Origin of the sequence: Anatilimnocola aggregata, from assembly GCF_007747655.1 — a bacterium.
Classification (GTDB): domain Bacteria; phylum Planctomycetota; class Planctomycetia; order Pirellulales; family Pirellulaceae; genus Anatilimnocola; species Anatilimnocola aggregata.
In genome coordinates this window covers 8,171,549-8,193,762 of record NZ_CP036274.1, presented here as the reverse complement: position 1 = coordinate 8,193,762, position 22,214 = coordinate 8,171,549, and the positions used below count along the sequence as shown (strand labels likewise).

General features: G+C 57.0%; 20 protein-coding genes and 1 pseudogene. 4 read left to right on the top strand and 17 right to left on the bottom strand.

The window, feature by feature from the left end; all coding sequences use genetic code 11:
• Positions 1-28: 28 nt before the first annotated feature.
• A complete protein-coding gene (locus tag ETAA8_RS31210; protein ID WP_202921380.1) occupies positions 29-1,267 on the bottom strand; it encodes a DUF1501 domain-containing protein in 1,239 nt (412 codons plus the stop codon).
• 388 nt (positions 1,268-1,655) lie between these two features.
• Positions 1,656-2,156 carry a hypothetical protein gene (locus tag ETAA8_RS31205; RefSeq protein ID WP_145098364.1) on the bottom strand — a complete coding sequence of 167 codons (501 nt, stop codon included), beginning with the start codon at positions 2,154-2,156 and terminating at the stop codon, positions 1,656-1,658.
• A 308-nt stretch (positions 2,157-2,464) separates the two neighbouring features.
• Here ETAA8_RS31205 and ETAA8_RS35065 point away from each other — a divergent pair, with 308 nt between their 5' ends.
• Positions 2,465-3,028, top strand: coding sequence for a hypothetical protein (locus ETAA8_RS35065; protein WP_202921981.1), 564 nt, complete (start codon positions 2,465-2,467; stop codon positions 3,026-3,028).
• Here the strand turns inward: ETAA8_RS35065 and ETAA8_RS36010 are convergent.
• Positions 2,920-3,429, bottom strand: coding sequence for a class I SAM-dependent methyltransferase (locus tag ETAA8_RS36010; protein ID WP_391484828.1), 510 nt, complete (start codon positions 3,427-3,429; stop codon positions 2,920-2,922). The genes ETAA8_RS35065 and ETAA8_RS36010 overlap by 109 nt on opposite strands.
• An 85-nt stretch (positions 3,430-3,514) precedes the next feature.
• On the opposite strand from ETAA8_RS36010, the gene ETAA8_RS31195 reads away from it, so the two are divergent.
• Together ETAA8_RS31195 and ETAA8_RS31190 are read left to right on the top strand one after the other, a co-directional pair.
• A complete protein-coding gene (locus ETAA8_RS31195; RefSeq protein WP_145098357.1) occupies positions 3,515-5,188 on the top strand; it encodes an RNA polymerase sigma factor in 1,674 nt (557 codons plus the stop codon).
• 196 nt (positions 5,189-5,384) lie between these two features.
• Positions 5,385-10,931: a M36 family metallopeptidase gene (locus ETAA8_RS31190; protein ID WP_145098355.1), complete on the top strand. Its 5,547-nt coding sequence runs from the start codon at positions 5,385-5,387 to the stop codon at positions 10,929-10,931.
• 210 nt (positions 10,932-11,141) lie between these two features.
• Here ETAA8_RS31190 and ETAA8_RS31185 read toward each other — a convergent pair whose 3' ends face one another.
• From ETAA8_RS31185 to ETAA8_RS31120, 14 genes and pseudogenes are all read right to left on the bottom strand, one after another.
• The gene (locus ETAA8_RS31185; protein WP_202921379.1) at positions 11,142-12,110 is read right to left on the bottom strand and encodes a hypothetical protein; all 969 of its coding nucleotides are present in this window, start codon (positions 12,108-12,110) and stop codon (positions 11,142-11,144) included.
• A 99-nt stretch (positions 12,111-12,209) separates the two neighbouring features.
• Positions 12,210-12,638, bottom strand: coding sequence for a hypothetical protein (locus ETAA8_RS31180; RefSeq protein ID WP_145098352.1), 429 nt, complete (start codon positions 12,636-12,638; stop codon positions 12,210-12,212).
• A gap of 58 nt (positions 12,639-12,696) precedes the next feature.
• Positions 12,697-12,903 (bottom strand): annotated as a pseudogene (locus tag ETAA8_RS31175) (IS1 family transposase); the annotation flags it as partial.
• On the bottom strand, positions 12,897-13,460 hold the full coding sequence (locus ETAA8_RS31170; protein ID WP_145098346.1) for a beta clamp domain-containing protein: 564 nt from the start codon (positions 13,458-13,460) through the stop codon (positions 12,897-12,899). The gene ETAA8_RS31170 and the pseudogene ETAA8_RS31175, both read right to left, overlap by 7 nt.
• 34 nt (positions 13,461-13,494) lie before the next feature.
• A complete protein-coding gene (locus ETAA8_RS31165; RefSeq protein WP_145098343.1) occupies positions 13,495-14,097 on the bottom strand; it encodes a hypothetical protein in 603 nt (200 codons plus the stop codon).
• A gap of 83 nt (positions 14,098-14,180) precedes the next feature.
• Complete coding sequence (locus ETAA8_RS31160) at positions 14,181-14,372, bottom strand: hypothetical protein (protein ID WP_145098340.1); 192 nt, start codon at positions 14,370-14,372, stop codon at positions 14,181-14,183.
• Positions 14,373-14,484: 112 nt separating this feature from the next.
• Positions 14,485-14,730 (bottom strand): hypothetical protein, encoded by a 246-nt coding sequence (locus ETAA8_RS31155; RefSeq protein WP_145098337.1) that lies wholly within the window; start codon positions 14,728-14,730, stop codon positions 14,485-14,487.
• A gap of 11 nt (positions 14,731-14,741) precedes the next feature.
• Positions 14,742-15,686 (bottom strand): hypothetical protein, encoded by a 945-nt coding sequence (locus tag ETAA8_RS31150; RefSeq protein WP_145098334.1) that lies wholly within the window; start codon positions 15,684-15,686, stop codon positions 14,742-14,744.
• A gap of 125 nt (positions 15,687-15,811) precedes the next feature.
• On the bottom strand, positions 15,812-16,312 hold the full coding sequence (locus ETAA8_RS31145; RefSeq protein ID WP_202921378.1) for a hypothetical protein: 501 nt from the start codon (positions 16,310-16,312) through the stop codon (positions 15,812-15,814).
• Between the two features lie 60 nt (positions 16,313-16,372).
• Positions 16,373-18,112, bottom strand: coding sequence for a reverse transcriptase/maturase family protein (locus ETAA8_RS31140; protein ID WP_202921377.1), 1,740 nt, complete (start codon positions 18,110-18,112; stop codon positions 16,373-16,375).
• Between the two features lie 545 nt (positions 18,113-18,657).
• Positions 18,658-19,731, bottom strand: a complete 1,074-nt coding sequence (locus tag ETAA8_RS31135) for an AAA family ATPase (protein ID WP_145098331.1) — start codon at positions 19,729-19,731, stop codon at positions 18,658-18,660.
• Positions 19,732-20,077: 346 nt separating this feature from the next.
• A complete protein-coding gene (locus ETAA8_RS31130) occupies positions 20,078-20,284 on the bottom strand; it encodes a DUF2997 domain-containing protein (RefSeq protein ID WP_145098328.1) in 207 nt (68 codons plus the stop codon).
• Positions 20,281-20,652, bottom strand: a complete 372-nt coding sequence (locus ETAA8_RS31125; protein ID WP_145098325.1) for a DUF1257 domain-containing protein — start codon at positions 20,650-20,652, stop codon at positions 20,281-20,283. Before ETAA8_RS31125 ends, ETAA8_RS31130 begins: the two co-directional genes overlap by 4 nt.
• Positions 20,653-20,693: 41 nt before the next feature.
• Positions 20,694-21,242 (bottom strand): hypothetical protein, encoded by a 549-nt coding sequence (locus ETAA8_RS31120; RefSeq protein WP_145098323.1) that lies wholly within the window; start codon positions 21,240-21,242, stop codon positions 20,694-20,696.
• 415 nt (positions 21,243-21,657) lie between these two features.
• Here ETAA8_RS31120 and ETAA8_RS31115 point away from each other — a divergent pair, with 415 nt between their 5' ends.
• Complete coding sequence (locus tag ETAA8_RS31115) at positions 21,658-22,206, top strand: hypothetical protein (protein WP_145098320.1); 549 nt, start codon at positions 21,658-21,660, stop codon at positions 22,204-22,206.
• The last annotated feature ends 8 nt before the right edge of the window (positions 22,207-22,214 follow it).

The window sequence follows — 22,214 nt, the reverse complement described above, 5'->3', positions numbered from 1 at the left end:
TCCAGGCAGAACGGTTGCTCGCGGTGAATCAAATCAACTCTTTGACGAACGCGCGATTCTCCAGGATGTAGCGTGGCCGGCCGGAAAAATCGTTGAAGGTCGATTGCGGGTCAATTCCCAGATGGCGATAGATCGTGGCGAGGATGTTTTCGGGGCGGTAGGGAAGATCCTGCGGGGTTTCTCCCTTGTCGTTCGAGGAGCCGACAATCTGGCCGACTTTCAAGCCGCCGCCGGCCAGCACGACGCTCATCAGAGTGCCCCAGTGATCGCGACCTGCATTGGCGTTGATTCGCGGCGTGCGGCCGAACTCGCCCATCGATACAACGAGCACATCGCGATTGAGGCCCCGCTCGTGGATGTCCTCAATAAGTGCGGCCAGCCCTTGGTCGTAGGCGGGGCCCTTGTCCTTCATCCGCTGTTCGATCTGCACGTGATCGTCCCAGCCACCCACGCGAACGGTGACAAACGTCACTCCCGCTTCGACGAGCCGCCGCGCCAGCAGCAAACTCTGTCCAGTCGTGTGGCGGCCATAACGGTCGCGCGTGGTGTCGTTCTCCGCGTCGATCTGGAACGCCCGGCGGGCTCGATCGCCCGTGACCATGTCGAAGGCTTCGCGACTGAAATGATCGATGGCTGCACCCGTTCCTTGGGCGTCGGCGGCGCGGCGCTGTCCATCCAGCGCGGAGAGCAGCGAGCGACGATCGGACAAGCGTTCCAGATTGAGCGAAGCGTTGAGGCTCAGATTGTTCACCTCGAATTTGCTCGCGGCGGGATCGCCGCCGGTTTCGAACGGGCTGAACCGTTTGCCGAAATAAGCGGGGCCGCCGAACCGCATGACTTGCGGGATAGCAACATAGGCTGGAACACCAATCTGATTTGGACCGCGCAGCTGAGAGGTGATCGAGCCGGCGCACGGCATGTCGTTTTCTCGCCTCTGCGGATCGCGCAGATAGTAGCCCGTTTGCGTCAGATGGGCCGAGGTGCCGTGGCTGCTCGACGAGTGGGTCACCGCGCGGAGGACAGCCAGTTTGGCCATGATTCGCGCCTGCTGAACCATCAGTTCGCTGAACTGCACACCGGGCAGGTTGGTCGAGATCGTGCCGAGCGGGCCGCGATATTCGATTGGCGCATTCGGCTTCGGATCGTAGGTTTCGATATGAGTCGGGCCACCCGCGAGCTCCACAAAGATGACCGACGTGGCTCGCCGTTCGGTTCCCTTGGCCGCGGCTCGTGCTCGCAACAAACCAGCCAGGGAAAGCCCGCACATGCCTATTCCGCCGACGCGAATCAGGTCACGGCGGGAAACTCTATCGCAACATTTAAAGGGACGTCCGAACAGCGTGAGCATGGTTGACCTCGGCAGGCAAATGCGGTGAGATTACGAACCGGCGGGAAGCATCAACGGGCATTGATGGATCTAGTCTAGGAGCTATTTCGGCTATGAACAAGATGATTCTGCAAGTTGTTCGCCGGTCTCCTGGAATGAACAGCAACTAGGCACTCTTCCGTGCTGCGTGTCACGACATTTGGGACTTTTCGCGCGAGTTCTCGCCACTTGGACTGCCCTTCTAACTGCCCCATTGAATTTCAATCCAACGTGTTTTGGGTGATTATTGAGGCATGACCTCAACCACCCGCACCCAGCGTCGTTATGATCATCGCCTGCGAGAGATGGTCTGCAACACCAAGAGCATCGACGCGGCTGTCCGTCGCGGAGTACCCCGATCTACGGCGCGAGGCTGGCTCGCGCCGAGGGCGGCGCCAGTCGTCACGTTGCCAGCCGCCAACCAGACCACATTCACCTGCAGCAACAGGTCCTGGCCCTCCGTCGTCGCCTTGACTGCCTCGTCTCGCTGCTGCGACTGATTACGCTGCTGCTTAAGGTCGCGGGCTTTTCCCTGGCCAACGTGCGGTTGCCGTAAGGCATTGCTAAGACACGGCTGCTGAGAGCCATTGACCGCTCCCGATCGCATTTCACCCTGCGTGCCGTGCTCCGCATTGTGGGCTTGTCTCACACCAGGTACCACGCCTGGAGCAACGAGACGCGTTGCAGCCTGGCCGACCAAGCGTCCTGTCCACGATCCTCGCCGCAGCAATTCACGCGGGACGAAGTCAACGCGATCCGGGACATGGTCACGTCCGATGAGTACCGACATTTGCCGACCAGAACGCTGGCCCGGTTGGCCCAGCGAATCGGCAAGGTCTTTGCTTCGGCGAACACCTGGCGCCGCTTGGTCCGGCTTCACAGCTGGCGCCGACCCCGACAACGCGTTTATCCAGCCAAGCCCAAAATCGGCATTCGAGCTTCGTGCGCCAACGAAATCTGGCACATCGACACCACGCTGAGTCGTACTCCATCCGTTGCAGTAAGTATTGGCCGCCGTATCCGCTAATCCCCCCGACAAACGTTTCAAATCCGGCCGCTTCGCAGTTGCCGTTTCAGCCACAAGACAGCTCAACCGCAGTGGAGCGTTCGACGGATGGTACCATCGAAGCCATCCCTACGGGCGAAGCTGTAAAGCTACCCAAACCAGACGAAGAGGCCGAGAAGAAGGCGACTCAATTGGTACGGGAAATCTTTAAAGATGAGTACCGGAATTCAAAGTCTCCAACGCAACAGATTGAACTCGCACACAAACTTATTGTCCAAGCTGCGAAAGATGAGCGCGATGTTGTAGGCAATTTCGTCTTGCTGAGAATTGCTCGTGACATTGCATCTGACGCGGGAGATGCGACCCTTACCTTGCGGGCAATTGACCTGATGTCAGCCAAGTACGAAGCCAACCACTTAGACCTGAAAGCCGTGGCACTCGGTCGGGCTGCGTCAGTGGTGGTCAAACCAGATGAGCAACGAACGATTGCCCAAGCAGCTTTGGATCTTGCAACCGAAGCTTCTCGGACCGATGGCTTCGCAGTTGCTCAGAAACTGAACGAGATTGCCGCCTCAGCCGCACGAAAATCCCGTGTACAAGAAGTGATTAGGCAAGCGACCACAGCCAAAATCAGGCCACCGCGAAGCAGGAGTTGAGATTTGCAGCAATGAAAATGCCCGAATTGACCCTGACCACGGACCCAGGAAATCCAGATCCCAATGAGATCCGCGAAAAGTACGTGGCCACCTGTTCGTAATACCCGTCGCACCTGAGCCAGGAATGCGGGGTCTGACCGATAACAGTGCGAAGACTCGACATTGACCACGGCATCGAAAGTGTCATCCTCAAATGGCAGATTCTCGGCGTCGCCGACAACAAACGAGAGGCCCTCCATGCGATGATGCTCGCGAGAAAACCTCACCGCCTTCTGGAATTGCCTGACGCCTAATTCAGAGGCGTGCGGAAACAATGCACCAAAGTGCCACTGAAGATCACTCATCCATTGACCATCTGTGCAGCGCTTCTGGCGGCAGAAGTGAGTCGCGGCCCAATCAATCCAAAGAAGAATTCTGGCGAAAGTCTCGGTTTTTCTGTCCCTGATCGTCTTGGGCGTCCATTAATTGCTGAGAACAGAGATTGCCATGGATGAAATGAAACTCCTGCACGACTACGCAACCACGGGCTCGCAAGCGGCGTTCTCGGAGTTAGTGTCGCGGCACATCGACTGGGTTTATGGGGTTAGCCTGCGGCGTGCGGGCGACGCCGCAACTGCCGAGGATGTGACCCAGGCAGTGTTTATCGTGCTGGCCAAAAAAGCCAAGTCCCTTCCGCAAAACACCGTATTAATCGGGTGGCTGATGAATGTCATTCATTATGCGGCGGCTGACGCGCGCAAGGCCCAATCACGGCGGCGGCAGCATGAGCTAAAGGCAGCCGAAATGAGACTCCGCACCACAAACTCACCGACCGATCAAGGCGAGGTACAGGAACTTTTACCTTTGGTTGACGAGGCCATGACCAGACTGCCGACTGCCTATCGGGACGCCGTCGGCCTTCGGTTCTATGGAAAAAAGAGTTTTGGCGAACTGGCTCTAGCGCTGGGGCTGAGCGAAGAAGCCGCAAAGAAGCGGGTTTCGCGCGGGTTAGAGAAGCTCCGGGGAATGCTTCGCGGGCGAGTGGGAGCGATTACGGTAACGACAGTAACAACCGCACTCACAGCTGCTTCCGCCGAGGCGGCACCATCGGGACTTCAAGCTCAAGTGTTGCTGGCGACCACTGCAGCTCAGGCTGGCGGGGCTCTTCTTGTTGCACAAGGCGCAATGAACATGATGGCCTGGGCTAACGTCAAATTCGCGGCGGTAGCAGCAGCCATCGTCCTCGGGTCAGTTGGAACCCCTATGGCTGTCGTGTACGCGCTCCGCGATGCTAAATCGACCATGACTGCCTCCGAACGGATTGCTTCACTGGGCACTGCGTCCACACCAATCACTCACTCTGATTCCTCGGATGAGTCGTTTATTCTCGATGGTGGCGCCGGCCTCGCGCGGACGCTTGATCGAGAGCTTTTGCGGTTCACGCACGAAGGTGGAGCATTTGCCTGGTTCCACCTGTCGGTTCCCATTTTATCGGTGCCAGGTCATGGGCATGTGCCCGCTGAAGTTGTAATTGAGCGGCACGGAGAATCGGCAGCCATGCTGGTACGATCGACGCACGGCGGATGGCCCTATGCCTATGTGATCGATAACCTACTGGTCCAGCTCGACCCTGAGACACCCGGTGGGCTGGTTGTCGCTGAAGGGGTTGCTCCCGAAGCCGTGATTCGCGCTCCTGAATCCGCTCGGCGACCTATGACCGAGCTAAGCGTCGCGGTTTCGACACAAAAGAGGATTGATGTCAACATCGGTTCTCTCATTGAGGAGCTGCAACGGGATGCGACGGGGCGCAGTTATGATGAGAACTTTAATCTGGTCCGACTGAGTTCACCTGACGCGGGCGGGCGGATTTCCTTGGCGCCGAATGCCCCTCCTGGCTCGCCTCCCGTCAGCAGCTACAGCGTGACTGAATCGGTGAGATTAGCGTTTGAAATTCGCGAGATCAGCGTGAATCCGCAGGCAGCCTCCCTGCCTAAGTTGACGTTGCCGATGCTCGAGTCGCTTGGCTTGTCGATCCGCCGCATTACCCGCGAAGCAGCCGTCGGCAGCCTTTTGCCCACTACCGGATTTTTCGACAACCGTGAGCACCGGGCAGCGGCCGTTAAGTTGGATTCGTTACTGGAGCGCCGCGCGCGGAAACCGGATTTGGCACCTCCCCACTGATCTTGGGCATCCACGGCAATTGCGGTTGCCTAGATGCTCTGCATTCATTGCTTATCACGCCCCAGCAGCTTTCGCGAACTATCAATACCGAACGTCTGTGTTTGTTTCTCGAGTTCCGATCACAACTGGGGAGCGGCAAACCGTGCTCTTGCGGATTGCTGATTCCTGAAACTGCTTCGCATCCTGGAGTGCGACCATGGCCAATCGCAGTGCAAATCGAATCCGCCGCAGTCATGCTGTAAAACGGCGACGGCTGCTCGCCGAGAAGCTTGAGCCACGGATGATGCTGCATGGCGGCGACGAATCGCTCGATACTTTCTATCTGCCGCCACAACATCGGCTTGGCGGCGATGCGACATTTCTGTCGGGACCGAAGCAAGGCGCTCCACTGCAAATCGCGGTCGACTTTCTGAAGGAACATGCGGCGGACCTCGGCTTGAACGCAGCAGACCTGGAAAGCTCCCTCGTTTCAGACCAGTACACGGACGAGCACTCAGGCGTAACGCATATTTACCTCCAACAGATATTCAACGGATTGGAGGTCATGAGCGCGGACCTAAGCATTCATGTTTCTGACCGCGGCGAAGTCATTCATGCGACAAGCAGTTTCGTCGGCGATGTTCGTGTAGTTGAAGACCTTCGTCCGCGATTCGTGATCAGTGCTCCGCAAGCTTTCCTGGCGTGGAACGACGATTTTGGCCTCAGCTCGCTGACTGTACCGCAAGTGACTTCGGTGACTTCGGATGTCTCCGCCGCGGCGGTCACGCTGTCGGTTAAAGACCAGATGCTCGATGACGTGGCAGCTAAGCTTGTTTACGTGCCAACGGCCAAGGGCCTGGAACTCGCTTGGCGACTCGACGTGCATAGCCGTGACTATACGAGCTGGTTTGACGCATTTGTCGATGCCGAAACGGGTGAGTCTCTTTACACGGATGATCGAATCGGGCACGCAACCTACAACGTTTATTCCAGGCCCGTCCAATCGCCTTACGACGGTAGCCGGTCGGTCCTGACGGACCCGCACGACACCCTTGCCTCCCCGTTTGGCTGGCACGACACGAATGGCGCTGCAGGCTCCGAATTCACCGACACTCGCGGCAACAATGTCTTGGCCCAAGAAGACTTGAATGCGGACAACACGGGGGGATCTCGTCCGTCTGGGGGAGCGAGCCTAGGCTTCAATTTCCCCTTCGAAGCCAGTCAAGATCCAGCGAACTACCAGTCGGCGGCGATCACGAATGCTTTCTACTGGATCAACCTCCTGCACGACATTCATTACCAGTATGGGTTTACGGAGGCGGCGGGAAACTTCCAGGTCAACAACTATGGTCGAGGGGGCCTCGGCAATGATCCAGTGATCGTCGATATCCAGGACGGCGACGGCGGCGGTGACGGCTTTGCGGCACTTCCTGATGGGCAGAGCCCGCGGATGACGCTGCACCGCCGGAGCAACCCATTTCGCGATTCCGCGTTTGATACCGATATCCTCGTTCACGAATACGGACATGGGATCTCTGAGCGTTTGACCGGCGGTCCGGCCAACGTGTCTGCGCTTAATGCCAAGCAGAGCCGCGCGATGGGTGAAGGTTGGGGCGATTGGTGGGCACTGATGTTTACGCAGGTTGCCACTGACGCCAAATTCGACGCTTACCCGATCGGCAACTATGCCGCTGGCTATCCCAGCAACGGTCCTGGGATTCGCCCATATCCCTACAGCTTTGATATGACGATCAACCCGTTGACCTATAATTCCTATAACTCCTACAGTGCAGTCCAATCACACTATGCAGGAGCGATATGGGCGGCGACGCTGTGGGATATGAACTGGCAGCTCATTCAGAAGCATGGCTTCAGTGCAGATCTGCTGCACGGCAATGCAGGGAACAACCTGGCATTACAACTGGTCATGGACGGGCTGAAAGTACAAGGAACGAATCCGTCGTTCCTGGCGGGGAGAGACGCCATCCTGGCTGCTGATTTGGCGCTGACCGGCGGCCAGAATCAGACTGAGATTTGGGCCGCCTTCGCACGTCGCGGCATGGGCTTCAGTGCCAGTGACGGTGGCAGTGCCTCAGCTACAACGGTGGCAGAGGCCTTTGATGTGCCGGGTTCGATCAGCGGCACCGTCTTCCGAGACGATGATGCCAGTGGTACCCAAAGTGGCAACGAACCCGGCTTGGCCAACTGGGCAGTGTACCTCGACAAGAATAACAATGGCATTGCCGACGTCGCGACGACCCTGACTTTCAATTCGACCGACACCCCGAAAACGATCCCCGATGGTCCCAAGACATTGTCCACCCAAACCGTTTCGGGGCTGTCTGGTGTTATCACTGACATCAATGTGTCGGTAGATATTACACACCCACGTGACGGCGAGCTCTATATCACATTGATCTCACCTGGTAACACGCCGATTATCTTGGCCAATTACCTGGGAGGAAGTGGGGCCAACTATACGAAAACGACGTTCGACGACGAGGCGGCGACTTACATCTCGTCCGCAACGGCGCCCTTCACGGGCTCATTCCGACCATTTTTCGATTTGAGGCAATTAGAAGGCCGAGACCCGAATGGGACTTGGACCTTGCGGCTCGACGACGCTGTCGGCGGGAACACGGGTACATTGCAGAGTTGGTCGCTGCAAATTGCCTACGGCAACACGGACCCCACTGTGGTCACGGATACCAACGGCAACTACGTTTTTTTGGGCGTTGGAAATGGTACCCATCATGTGCGAGAAGTCATGCAGCCTGGTTTTGCGCGGACATCACCAGCCAGCGGACTTCATGATGCGATTATCACGGGTGGACAGCCAGTCATTGGTCAGAATTTTGGAAATCGAGCGGCGGCATTGGTTGCTAATGTCTCGACTGAGGAAGATACCCTCTCGCCGCCGGTCACGATTAGCCCTGCCATTGGACAGGGGATCACGCACTACAAGATTAGCGATATCACGAGCGGCAGTTTGTATAAGAGTGACGGTATAACGGCCATAAACAATGGCGAGCTTATCTCGGTTGCCGAAGGTCAATCCGGCGTGAGATTCTTGCCGTCTGCCAACAGCAACGATGCTGGTCGTTTCACCGTCGAACTGTCGCAGGACGGTTCGACTTTAGCTGCCGGAACGAGCCCGACCATCGCCATGGTGTCGGTAACGCCGGTCGGCGACACGCCGCAAATCACAAGCCTCAGCACGCTAGAAGACAAACTCTCCGGCGCGATCGTTATCAATCGGCACGCGGCCGATGGTATGGAGGTAACACACTTCAAGATCACCGGCATTACGGGCGGAACGCTGTACAAGAGTGACGGTGTGACGGTGATTGCCAACGGCACGTTCATCACTGTTGCTGAAGGTCAGGCGGGCGTTAGGTTCCTACCGTCCATGAACATCAACGCGGTCGGTGCCTTTCATGCGGAGTCCAGTCAGAACGGTACGACGGTGGCTGCTCAAAGCAACTTGGCAGCAGGAACGATCGCTGTCACGGCAGTCAATGACGCGCCCATCATTGCGCTATTGACCGACAGTCCCGACCTCGTAACTCAAGGATTGCAGTTGACATTGACGGTACATGGTGTGTCAGATCCTGATGGCGTCGATGAAGTGCTCGCCCTGGAGTTTTATAGAGACATCAATGGTGACGGGGCGGTTGGCGAGGGCGACCTGTTCCTCGGTGGGGATACGATCAGCAGCGACGGCTGGTCGTGGTCCGGTTCCACCGCAAGCTTCTACTTAGGTGATCACCGTTATCTGGCAAGGGCCTGGGATGGCGAATTGTGGAGTCCGGCGGCCACAGCCACCGGGACAGTTCAGCCGCAAATCGTTCCGGTGGTGGGATCACTCTCTGCCAGCCCGACAATCGTGACCCGCCCAGCCGCAATCACGTTGACCGCGAATGGGGTGAGCGCCTCCGGAGGTTACGGCGTTACGGCCGTAGAGTTCTACCGTGATTTGAATGCCAACGGATCGTTGGAACTCGGCACGGACCAACTACTGGGTATAGATGCCAGTGGAGCAGATGGGTGGGTCTGGACAGGCTCAACCGCAGGGTTCGACGTTGGCGTCAATCGCTATTTTGCCCGCGCTCAAAGTTTGCCGGCCATCTGGGGCAACCCGGCAACCAAAACGAGCACTATCAAGAATGCCCTCCCATCCATCGCGTCGTTGTCCGACAGCCCGGACCCAGTAATTCTTGGCGGGACAATGACCTTGACAGCGAATACTGTAGCCGACACGGATGGCAACGTTGTGCTGGTCGAGTTTTACCGTGACTTGGACAATGACAACGTAATCGATCCCACGGATGAGTTTCTGGGATCGGACGACAGTGTTACCGACGGCTGGAAATGGACCGGTTCAACGGTATCTTTCCCGGTAGGCTCGGTAAAGTACTTGTCGCGAGCCCGCGACAACAATAACGCCTGGAGCGCTACTCGATACACAACGGGACTGGTCAATCTGCCGCCCGCGCTGGCCTCGATTAGTGTCTCGTCGAATCTGCTCCATAAGGGTGACAGTTTGACGATCACGGCCAGCGGAGTGAGCGATGCCGCACCGGGAACCGTTACCGCCGTGGAGTTTTATCGCGATGCCAACAGCAACGGCGTTATCGATGCCGGCGACGTGTCACTGGGTTCCGACACAACGGCCGCAGATGGCTGGTTCAAGGTTCTCTCAACTTCCGCCTTTCCGCTGGGCACAGTGCAGGTTATCGCCCGGGCTAAAGACAATAATAGTGCCTACAGCCCGATTGTCAGCCAGAGTCTCTGGGTCAACAGCAAGCCTACAATTGGCAGCTTGACGGCTTCACCAACGTCTGTCGTGCAAGGGGCTAACGTGACGCTCACAGCGAATACTGTAGCCGACACGGATGGCTACGTTGTGCTGGTCGAGTTTTACCGTGACTTGGACAATGACAACGTAATCGATCCCACGGATGAGTTTCTGGGATCGGACGACAGTGTTACCGACGGCTGGAAATGGACCGGTTCAACGGTATCTTTCCCGGTAGGCTCGGTAAAGTACTTGTCGCGAGCCCGCGACAACAATAACGCCTGGAGCGCTACTCGATACACAACGGGACTGGTCAATCTGCCGCCCGCGCTGGCCTCGATTAGTGTCTCGTCGAATCTGCTCCATAAGGGTGACAGTTTGACGATCACGGCCAGCGGAGTGAGCGATGCCGCACCGGGAACCGTTACCGCCGTGGAGTTTTATCGCGATGCCAACAGCAACGGCGTTATCGATGCCGGCGACGTGTCACTGGGTTCCGACACAACGGCCGCAGATGGCTGGTTCAAGGTTCTCTCAACTTCCGCCTTTCCGCTGGGCACAGTGCAGGTTATCGCCCGGGCTAAAGACAATAATAGTGCCTACAGCCCGATTGTCAGCCAGAGTCTCTGGGTCAACAGCAAGCCTACAATTGGCAGCTTGACGGCTTCACCAACGTCTGTCGTGCAAGGGGCTAACGTGACGCTCACAGCGAATACTGTAGCCGACACGGATGGCTCAGTAGTTGCTGTTGAAATGTATCTCGACCTCAACGGTAATAATGTGATCGATTCTGAGACTGATGTTTTCCTCGGCAACGCTACCAGCACTGCGCTGGGCAATTGGAAGTTAGTTTCTTCGACTGTGGGATTGCCCATCGGCACTGTGAGATACCTGGCCCGCGCGAAGGACCAACTTGGCAGCTGGAGCCCGACGAAAGTTCTCACCTTAACAGTCATTGCTCCGTAGTTGGAGTGCTTAAAAGTAATGTCATTTTTCTCTTAGAGGCCGTCTGAAAATGCTATTTTCGCAGCATAGCGTGAGAGGTTATTCTCAGGCCAGTTCAGTTGTTTGAGAGGAATGGTACGGGTCTCCAATCTAACCAAGAACAATTGAAAGCAACCTCTGCGCTCGTTGTAAATGGAAGAAGATACGTCTCTTCGGCGATTCACGTTCGGATCAATATCGCAGAATGTAATCGGCAGTGAACCGGTGTTGCAGGACGCCTCGCTCATCGGTGAGGGGCACCTCGTAGGCGACGCCAATCTCGTTGAGGAGGGACGGCTTGTACTTGAGGCCCACAGCCCCCGTCACGATGTCCGTGCCGGCGACTCCGGTCGAGCCGAAGTTGAATAAGTCTCCACCTTGGATGCCGTTGAAGGCCGCATTGTCGCCATTACTGAGCCAATGGTACCAGGTCCCTTCCAGGAACCCGTACCAGCAGGTGCCGCAGAACTGGCGGTCGACGTGGGCAGACCAGTAGAAGACCTGGTTTTCCTCCGAGCGATCGGTCGGCAGGCGCAGGCCGAGGGTCGTGAGGAAATGGTTGCTGTCGCCGAACAGTGCCCCGTACGAAGCGAACAGATTGAACTCGCCGTCGCCGTTTCCTTGCAGGGCCTGCGTGCTTCCCACTGGCAGTTCGTAAGTCGCTCCCACGCTCAGGATCCGCTGGCAGCAACAATCCTTCCATAGATTGTATTTGAGTCCCAGCGAAACATCGGCCCAGCCGTCGTCCAGCGGTGCGCCGGCCGACGGAAAGATGAACCCATCCTTGGTGGCGATCAGCGAGAGATCATGGGTCAGCGCCGCACGCAGCTGCACGGCCAGAACCTGCAACCGGCTGGAGGGAATGGCGCCGCCCGCCAACGAAGGAACCTGATGATCGATGAAGATGAAGCGGGCTTCGGTGAGCGTCCGCGGATCTTCAAAGAAAACAGGATTCGTCATCGGGCTGATGAAGCCGGCCCAAGCGGGATCGGTAGGCTGAATGAAGCCGAGCAGGGCCGCCTTGCAACAAGAGCAATCCTCGGCCGCATATTCAGCACAGGCGTCTCCATCCTGATAAACGATCGGCTCTTGCCCGCTGGCGACCGACAGGCTCGCCAGCAGCGTGGCAATCAACCAGACTCGAACTTGTGCGGTGCGCATAAGGGGGCTCCTTCCCACAGGTCATACTCGGTAAGAGGCACCAGCAAATTGGTGATGCCACTCATTTTGGTGACTATCGACGCGCCGGCGGGTAGTGGGTCAGTTTGAAATATCACCCCAGACTGGCTCAAGTTGTCCCAAATCGACTTCGCCGGGCGGAAAGAGATACAAACCCGGCGAGCCAGTGCCGTGGTAGTCGCCCATAATATCACAAGCGATGTACCCATTTTCGAATAACAGGCACAGAGATTCGTTAGGAATAGTGGCACCTTCCTTTGGCCGCAGTAACGCCAAAATACGCGTACCGTGGATTACATCCGCACCGCTCAGCGGAACAGCTTCATCTGGTACGAAATCGAGGCACAGGCCAGCTCCCCATTCGCCTGGCAGCGTGAAAGACAGTTTCGAGTCAAGCACGAAGTAGATTGTCGCCCAGTCCATTCCGTTCACATTGGATTCACAGACTTGGCGAATCTCAATTAGCGTTCGACCAATGACTTGATCTGGAGTGAGGTCTACGTGCTCCACACTTCTATTCCTTCGCCTGCTTCTTGTGCGGGCCGCGCTTCTTCGATTCTTGGACAGGCAGCAGATTCACAATGTCTTGAATCGTCCATTTGATTTTAGCAACCCCAGCGGCGATTGCTGGCGTAGTTTTCAGGGTTTGGTGAACCCGCACGAAATTATGGTACATGAATGTGATGGCGATGCTGTAAGCCAGCATTTCAGCCTTCTTGCTGAACGCGTTCGTCAGGCGGGTAAAGCGGCGATTGCCCATGCGGATGTTCAGGTTCTGGTCGCAATTCGAGTCAGGGGCATTACTCTGGCCTTCTGGGTTGGTCGTGGTGAGGAACCGCCAGAGCTGAATTTGAGTGGCGATTCGATGCGGAGGCAGTCTGGCGTCGGTTGGATCGCCTCCTTCGGGTCGAGCAGCATCCACAGGTAAATGCGCGTCGCGTCCCGGGCTACTGCCGGTGACAAATTGTCTGGCAGGGAGATTTCGGCAAAGCCCTGCTCGGCAGCCCGTGCCAGGAACTTCCGGTCAGTGCAAATGCGAACGTCAACTCCCTGCTTGCTTGAATTGCGCAGGACCAGCTCAGTAGGCCGCGGCGAGCTGGGCGATGAGGCCCGCAGAATCACGCTCCCGTTGAGATCGAGCGTCAGTTCGCGATTCGTGTCACCGCTTGGAAGCCTGGGCAAATTGTCGACCAGGAACCTGGCATCGGCGGGAGCCAGCTGCAGGGTCGATTTGCTGTACGAGGTGGGAATGATACGGTCGATATCCGGAAAGCGGCCTGCCAGCTCGATCCCGAGCCAAAGCGTCCACGGTCCAATCTGGAAGGCGAACAATTTGTCATCGCACTTGCCAGCTCGAACCGCCTGATCAGTGGGGAGGTCTTTTGCGCGCAAAGAACTGGGTGGGCTGCAGCAAGATCTCGGCTTCGAAACCGAACGAGAAGCCAGCTTGCTTCAGCAGCTGCCGGCCATCGGTGGCAGCGATCACCCCTTCCTGGCCCCGAACTTGGACACAGCCCAGAGCATACCGCTTGCTCTCCAGATCGGTGGTCTCGTATGCCGCGCGGAGGGCTGTGACCAAGGACGAGGGGTTTTCAGTGAATGTCGTTGGCAGTGTCGGAAACGACTTCGCGTCCGCAGCCGGCTCTGGGGCATCGTATTCCAAATCGCGCAGCTCACCCTTGTCATGCCAGCTGGCACTCAGCACCCCAGGCCGACGGGTATTGATATACACGGGTTCCGCTTTCGCCCCCTGCACGTCCGTGAGCAGGTTGAACGGAACGATCAGCTGTTCGCGGTCCTGGGGCCGAAGATCGTGATACTGCAGAGCCTGATTGTTTCCTTGAAACTCGATGAACAGGCCATCGTCACCCGAGCGAAGCGTTAACACGGCCTGCGAGCTTTGGTGGCGAAAGGTTCTCTTGATGATCGAACGAAGCTGCTTGGCAAGCAGACAAGTAATTTGAATCAAGGCGTATAACTCCGAATGAAAGAAGGGGCAAACCAGGGGGCGGCAGCCAGGCTGCCGCCAGTTGTTGAATGCGACGAAAGGCATTACGCCGCACGGCAACGTTGCTGCCGTTCGAGCACGTCCCAGTCGACAATGCTGGGGAGCGAATAGTCATCGTTCTGGTCGGGGTCAAAGACTTGCAGCGGTGTGACGACGCTGAAGCCACGGCGGCGGATCGTGCGTAACGATTCACCGGTAGCGTCAGCCACGGCTTGATTCAGTTCAGCTTGGGTCATGGGACAGCTCCTGGGATTAAGACAAACAAAAAAAGGCTCGCCCTCCGCATGCGCGCAAAGCGAGCCCGACAAATGGACGAACGAGAAGTCAGATCAAGACAGAATGCCAGCCTCAGCCGGCTGGCGCGAGCCAATGCTCCGAGAGCCAGGCAACTTCGGCCAACAGTGCTTCACTGCGCGACTCAAAGGGCCCGAGCGTCGGACCAGAGACTGGCGAGAGATCGCAGAGCCAATGGCCCTGCGAGTTCGGTTCAACATGCGAACCTCTCCGAATGGTCAATTGGCCGAGCAGCGCCAGGTCAATCGCCTCGCCGTAGATACAGCGAGTCAGGCCCGTGGGTTCGATGACAAGTTCCATCGGTTTGAACCTCACTTCCCCCGGCGGAGGATGTTACGGCGGGGACGGTCGACCAGCAGGCCGTCGAGTACGGACTGCACGCCTGAGAGCTGCGATGCCACTTGCTGCCGGAGGGCCTGGTTGTCGCGGAGTTGCTGCGGTTCTACGCCTCGCAACACCCGCTGGGCCTGAACCACGAGGTCATCCAGTTGTTCATCCGAGCGAATGTTCAGGTGCCGGAACCGGTCAAAGAATTCGCGCAGGTTCTCGATGACCGAATCGCGGAAGACCTTAGGCTTGCCATCGTCGGCGCCGCTGAGCCGCTCGGTGAGGTGCGAAACCAGCTTCGAGAGCTCTTCCGTAAAGGCCTGCTCGGCCAGCTGCACCGCTTCATCAAAACGTGCCGCAATCCGAGAGGCCTCTTGCTGATAAAGCTGCGGGCTGAGCTGCCGCAGGTACTCGGGCGGTTCCACGCTAGGGAAGTCCCAGGCCACATCGAACCAGCCTTGCAGTGTGGCTGGATAGTCGCCCGAATTGTAGAGCGACCCCAGCCGCTCGCGGGCAGCCTGCCTCAGCTCGCCATAACACTCGTCGAGCTTCGCCACGGCGCCTTCCAGTTCTACCTTGCAGACTTCGAGCTGAGAGGTGAACGATGCGATGTCTTCCTGGCGAATGAGCCGGATACCGGCCTCGGGGTACGGGAGGCTGATCCCCTTCCAGTACGAAATGATGCGACTGCGAACGCTGGTGACAGCCTTGAACGCGGGATGCGAGGTGTCGATTACTTTCTTGCCGGCCGACAGGTATTCGCGTTCAGCCCCAAACGTGTCCGCCGCTTGTGACTTCTGTTCGGGGCTCAGCGTCTTGCGGACGCCTAGCCAGGTAAAGGCGATCCGGACGGCGGCCATTGTCGTGCGCAATCGCTCGGCTGCGGTTGAATGTTGGTTCGCCGTTGGGCGATCTAGCAATGTGGTCATGGAGGTCTCCTGAAAGGTTGAAGTGGGTTCGTTAGCAGAGCTACGCTGCTAAAGGTTCAAGTATTTCCGGCATTGATTCACTGTTCCCATTGAACCCTTGTGCGTCGTTGTCTGACTTCAAAGGCTTAATTCTGCGATGAATCTGAGCTGCCGCGAGCAACACGCCGACGTGAACTGGCTTGCTTGGCTGCCGGTTGATAGATTCCCGGCCGGTCAGCACTCAGGCAGCGACCGCTGGCCCAGGTGCGCAGCTTCTCAACCGACTCTGCTGAAGTACGGGCAACCGGCACGATGTTCTGCGCAGCAGCCACGAGTGGCACATCGAGTAGAGCGGCCAACCGGCAACAGGCTTTGATTTCTGCGCCGGTCCAATCGTCATCCGGCGGGAGTGACTGACTGGGATCGAGTCGGTACTTGGCAAGGTAGATCTGCCAAATGGCTTGCCGCTGGCGGAGTTCCGGCAGGTCCAGAAAGAACACACCGTCAAAGCGCTCCGCTCGGGAGAATTCGGGTGGTAGCTTCGAGATATCGTTGGCCGTTGCGACCACGAAGACGTCCGACTCGTGGTCGTTGTAGGGTAGGCAGCCAGCGAGTTCCCCAACCGTCCCGGTTGGGCACTTTTCCAACTGCCCCCCTCCGAACCGGACTTGCGACTTTCATCGCATCCGGCTCTCCAGTGTTATCTTTCAATGAATCGAGGATCGGTCGTACTGGCCATTGTCAATTTGCAGATGGCAAGCACGACAGACTACTAGTGTCTTTCGTCTGCGAGCAATCATCACTTCTTTCCACGGTGCCTTCACTCGTCGACCAGGTTGGTTGAGATCGGAGAGCTTGCGAATGTGGTGAACCTCCACTTGGTTCGTACTTCCGCACAGTTCGCAGTGATCCGCGACCAACCGTTTGACGAGTTCAGACCGTCGGTTCCAAGAAGGAGATGTTGCCGAATCGGAAAGACCGAAGGGACGATCTTGTTTCCGCAGAGGAATCCCACCGAAGACAGCTACCAACGGCCGCTTATCGGGCCGAGGTTGAATAGCTCCGATGGTTTTTAGAGGACCATGCACGGTGATCGCTTCACTCCGGTATTTTCGGAACACCTGAGAAAGCGTCATCTGATGCTTGGCCGCCAACGTTTTGCAGAGCGAAATCTCCATGGCTCGACGGACTTTGGAAAGCCTTTTCGAGACATTGTGGGCCATGAGGTAGTAATTGACCAACCCTCGCCATTCCGATTGATAAAGCGAGATGATCGAGAGATCGTCATCGCTTAACAGTTCGGGACGATGGATGACCTTTCCAGCCTTCATAAACCGCTGGACTTTCGCCCGCTGAACATCGGCGGGCACGAGTAAGGCAATCTTGCCATTCACACTTCTGGTTCGCTGTGATCCAGCAACCTTCGTGGCGCAATGACTAACCTTGATCTCGTGACCAAGAAAGCGGGCTGATTCGGTCTTAGCGTGCGTCACCAACGTCTTTGCTTGTGACAACTCCAATTGAAGTTGTCCTTGCAGGAAGCAGGCGATCTTCGCTTTGATCTCGTCGGCCTCAACTTTCGGTCCAATGAATCCCAACAGAAAATCATCCGCATAACGCACGTAGGTTAGCCGCCGAAATTCCGGATCGCTCTGGTCACCGCACGGCAACAAGCGCATGGCTTGTCGTGCCGCTCGCCAACCTTCCCGATCTCCAGCTTTCCTGGCCACACGTGACAGGTATTCATAGTGACGGTAGTCACTATTTCTGGCACGTATTTTCCCTCGCGTGTACTGCGGAATCAGCACGTCTTCGACGTAGCGATCGAGCTGATCCAGGTAGATGTTGGAAAGAAGTGGGCTGATCACACCGCCTTGTGGCGTACCACTGAGCGTGCGATTCCACTTCCAGTCCTCCAAGTACCCGGCCTTCAGCATGTTCGCGACGAGTCGCAGCAGGCGGTTGTCCTGAATGCGTTCACCCAAGATCTTCAACAAGACCGAATGGTCTATTTTGTCGAAGCATTTGGAGATGTCGCCTTCAATGAACCAACGGCATGCCTTCCACTGTTTGACTCGGAAGAGCGCCGTATGGCAGCCCCGCTGAGCCCGAAACCCATGGGATGAATCCCGAAACTGCGGTTCGTAGTACGCCTCCAGAAGAGAGCGAACTACGTCCTGCAAGAGCTTGTCGGACCACGTCGGCAATCCCAAGGGACGAGTACCACCCGCTTTCTTGGGAATGTTGATCCGCCGCACCGGCGTCCATTCGTATCGTTCATGCCTTAAAGCATCAATGATCGCATGGATTCGCTCCAGGGACATTCCGTCTGCAGTTTCACCAGTGGCCCCCTTCGTCAGTGCTCCGCTGTTACTGTATATCTTGCCGTAACTTCGGAGGTAGAGTTCAGGGTTAAACAACTGTCGATAGACGCGCTCAAGGGGCATCCCTTGAGTTCCTCGTTCACGATAGATTCCAATTAAAATGTCGGCTTCTTGCATTTCGCATACCTCCAAATGATTTGGAATCAAACACCTGACCCCCTTCGCCATGTGACAGGCTTTCCCTATCTCGGACTACTATGGGGTCTCCGTCGCCGTAGGACTCGCGTCCCTTAGGCGATCCCGTCTTCCAACGTAATGGACATTCAGGGCGAGGTAGGTGCCTCGTTCAAGTCCTTGCGGTTGCTCATTGCAACCCGTCCCCTCGCGGATGCGTTGCCACAACTGGCTTAACTTTGTGGTATGCGAGAGGCAACCGGAAATACAACCGTTGTATCCGGCCTGCTGATCATTACAGCGTGGACTCTGAGGTTCAACCAATCCAGGTTTCACCGTATCGCCCGGGTCTCGCGATGCCTGCCCTAAACGGCTTCGAGGCAGCAATCGCTTTCCAGACATGCTACTTTCCCCCTTTCCTTTCGGTCCGAGGTGGGTCTGGTGACCCGTGGGTAAACTTGCATCCAACCCACTCCGAGTTTCTCGGAGATCCATTACGCCGTGAAACGGCGCACTAACCAGCTCAAGAATGACCCGAACAGCCGGGCCGACACACCGCTATCACCGCTTCCCGAGACACCACTGAACGCTTTGTCACATTCATCTAGGTAGACTATGGCTGGCGCCATCGCGTCGATGATCCGCAGCGCTTGCCGGATGTTTGCTTCCGATTGGCCCACCAGCGAACCCAGCAAGCTGCCTACATCAAGTTGCAACGTAGGTCGTCCCACTTCGTTGCCCAGCGCTTTGCAGAGCGCACTCTTGCCACAGCCAGGCGGGGACAGGAGCAAGATTCCCCGGGCCTGCACAGCGGAGTTACGGTTGGCCTGGGGCCGCAAGGATCGCTGGCAGAAGGCTTTGACCGCATCCAGCCCTCCGAGGTCGTCAAATCGCTCGTGGCCGCGGTGGAGCGTCATCAGCCCGCTCTTCTTGAGTGTCTGAGCTTTAAGCTCCCAAAGGGTTTCCACCTGCAACTTGCCGTGCCGCACCAGCGAGAGGCTGAAGGCACTTTCGGCTTGATAGCGAGTCAGGCCAGCCGCAGAATCCAGTAAACGCTGGTATTCAGTGCCGGTTGGCAGTTCACCCGCTTCAGTGGCAACTCCGGCGGCAATCTCAGCCAATTGGGGGCGTGACGGGAGGGGATGCTCGACCACTACGAACAATTTGTCGAGTTCGGTGGGCACCTGAACCACGGGCGACAAAACAATAATGAACGTGCGCGATTGCTTGCCGTCGATGAGCTGCCGACTCAGAGCCTGCACAATCTCCGCCGACTGCAGGAAGCGATGGAAATTTACGAGCACCAGAATCCCGGTGCTGCCGGCAGCGGCCAGCGTGCTGGCCGAACGGATGGCTGCGAGGGGATCAACGGCACTAGCTGCACTTCCCGCAGGGCTCTCCTGGCCGGGGATGCGCAGTCCCTGCTCCAGATCCCAGATATTTAATCGCCAGGCTTCCTGCTGGCACAGTGTACCGATTTCGGCCAGAGCATCTTCATGCTCATGACTTTCGACCCAGATGCCTGTGAAGCAAGCCTGGATTAGTTCCGACAAACGATCTTGAAGCATGGAGTGACTCCGAGGGTGGTGAGATAGAATTAGGCGAAGCCAGACAAATTGTCCGGCGAGTGGATTGCTTGGCTCGTGTTCACGCGTTCCCGACGTAACTGCCGGGAACGGTATGTCAGAAGGTGCAACCAATGCCGACAATGAAGGCAGCCCTCAAGCGTGGCGTTTGAGGCGTGCAACCTGACCCAGGTCGCTTTCTGCTGTTTTGAGCTTGGTGCGGACTAGCTCTCGCATAATTAAGAGATTGCGAGACACCAAGACCGCACAGAAACTAGCGACCTTGGAGACTGGCTTAAACCGGCAAGGTCGCAGCCAAGAGGGACTGCAGCTGGGCTCTCGGGAGTTCCTAAGGACTGCAACCCTGCTGTCGAGCGACCTGGTCCTGGTTGACTTGGCTGGCGTAGAACTCGGGCGTGAGCTTTTCCAGCAGCATTGCGCCCAATGCCTGTTCGAGAAACTGACTACCTTGTCGACAGGCTCCGCCCGCAAAGCCGTGAGTTTCCAAACGTGTCTCGCCGGTAGGAGAGATCGTTACTTCAATGATCCTGTTCAAGCGACACCTCCTGTTACTTGAATGACAAGTTTGATCGAACCATCAGTAAGAGGCTGCTCTTGCACGACAAAACCTTTGCGACGAGCTTCGAGCTTGGCCTTCTCGACCGCATAGGCCTGCAGGAACCGGTCTAGCTCTTGCTGCCGTCCCCAGTGACCATTGAAGTTGTCGATTTGAACCTGGCCGGTTTCCAGCTGGCAGACGGCCGGGTATTTCCAGCCCGGTAACTGGACGGCCAAGCCAGTGACGGAGGTGGTGAATAAGCGTGCAGTTCCATGTACGGGAGCTGGCAATTTCAGCCGCAAGCAGGCAGCGCGGACGGCATCACTATCACGCACCTGAGTTTGTATCTGAACGATATGTGACATGCAGACCTTTCTGGGTGAAGGTGATTCGATGGGTGAGCGTTCTAGAAGGGCGGAGGCTGTTGATCCTCGTCCGGTGTTTCGAGTCTTGAACGAGCGGGCTCCGGCAGCAAAGGCCGTTGCTCAGCCAGTAAGCAGTGGGCAAGCTCTTCGATGAATACCTGCCCCTCCTCTTCTTTCGTTGTCTCTCGCCACAGACCAACGAGTGAAATAGCAGCAATCACCAGCGGAGCCAGGGCTGCGAGTAGCATTCCCACGGCGGTAAGCCCGCTGGTAATAAGTGCTTCTTTGTGTCGAGCCTGGGCGAGCTCCCGTCGTTCGACCTCCAATACGTCGCGCTGCTGAGCAATTCCTGCCTGGTCGCGACGCAGCTCGTGCTGAAGGTCGATTAGTTCACGGCGAGCCTGCGCATCGGCCTCGACGAGTTGTTGGCTTCCCTGGGCTACAGTCCGGGAGGCTTCAGCCATCCGTTCATTCTGAGCAGCCTGTTCATGCGTGACCTGCTGAGCCAGGTCCGCCAGGCGTTCGTCGGTGCTGCAACCGGCGAGGCCGTAGCCTGCGACGGCGACGATCACGAGACCGAGGTGTTTCATGCTTACAAGTTCTCCTGTGCTGAACAAACCTTCCCAGCAGTCTTCGAGTCGCTCGGTGCAGCCGAACTTGCCGCACCAAAGCTACCGCCAAAGCCGCCAAGGCCAACGAAAAACAGACAACCAACGTGGTGAGCTGCAAGCGCACCTCCTTTCAAGAAGCTGGGGTGAAAACCGCAATCGCAAGATAGGCCGAGAGGAGCCGTATGCGGGTTGAAGAGAAAACCACATCTGCCCTCTTCCCGTCCGTCAACCACCGCTGTGTAGACCCAGAATTGCGGACAAATGAAGCAATGCGATCGCTCAGATGCTAATCTGGCGTCAATGTATTGTGACGCGTTTCCGTCAGAAATTTAGTTGGTCGAGCAGGGGACCCAGCCGCCGCTGGGTAGGAAAGCGAATACAGGTGGCGACGCAGATGAACTCCGAATTGCTCAAAGTCGTACTCGATCGCGCCGAAAGGCTGTTTAGCTTCTCCATAGATTTTGCCTTGAATATGCGTTGCAAAACTGACGCGACTGCTAATCAAAGACCTGTGGTCAGTGAGGATGAAAGTTGGGAAGTGATCTCGCAGGGCGAAATTCGCCAAAAAGATCTGCTTTACCGCCTGGACCAAGCCACCCACCACGTTCTGCCCAAAGAACTATCACTGCTGGCTGAAACAATTCGCCAATTCAGACGCATCCTTGCAGACGTAAGACAGTGCCGCAGAAGTGCGGTGCAGTTAACGCGAATCCTAGAACTTGTGGCTCAGTTTGAGGAACTTGGGAGGAAGGGGGGTTCGTGTATTCTGGAGATTCGCAAATCCCTCGCCAATCAAAGAATCGACGTTGAACGCAACCTCGACCGCTCCTCCATCACCCCTGCAGCTATGACTGCGTCGCTCAACGTAGCACAGGCACTAAAGGGAGTTGTCCAAGAGCAGCGTTTAAAACTCATGGTTGACATATTTGGAATGCCTGAATGATTTTCTGT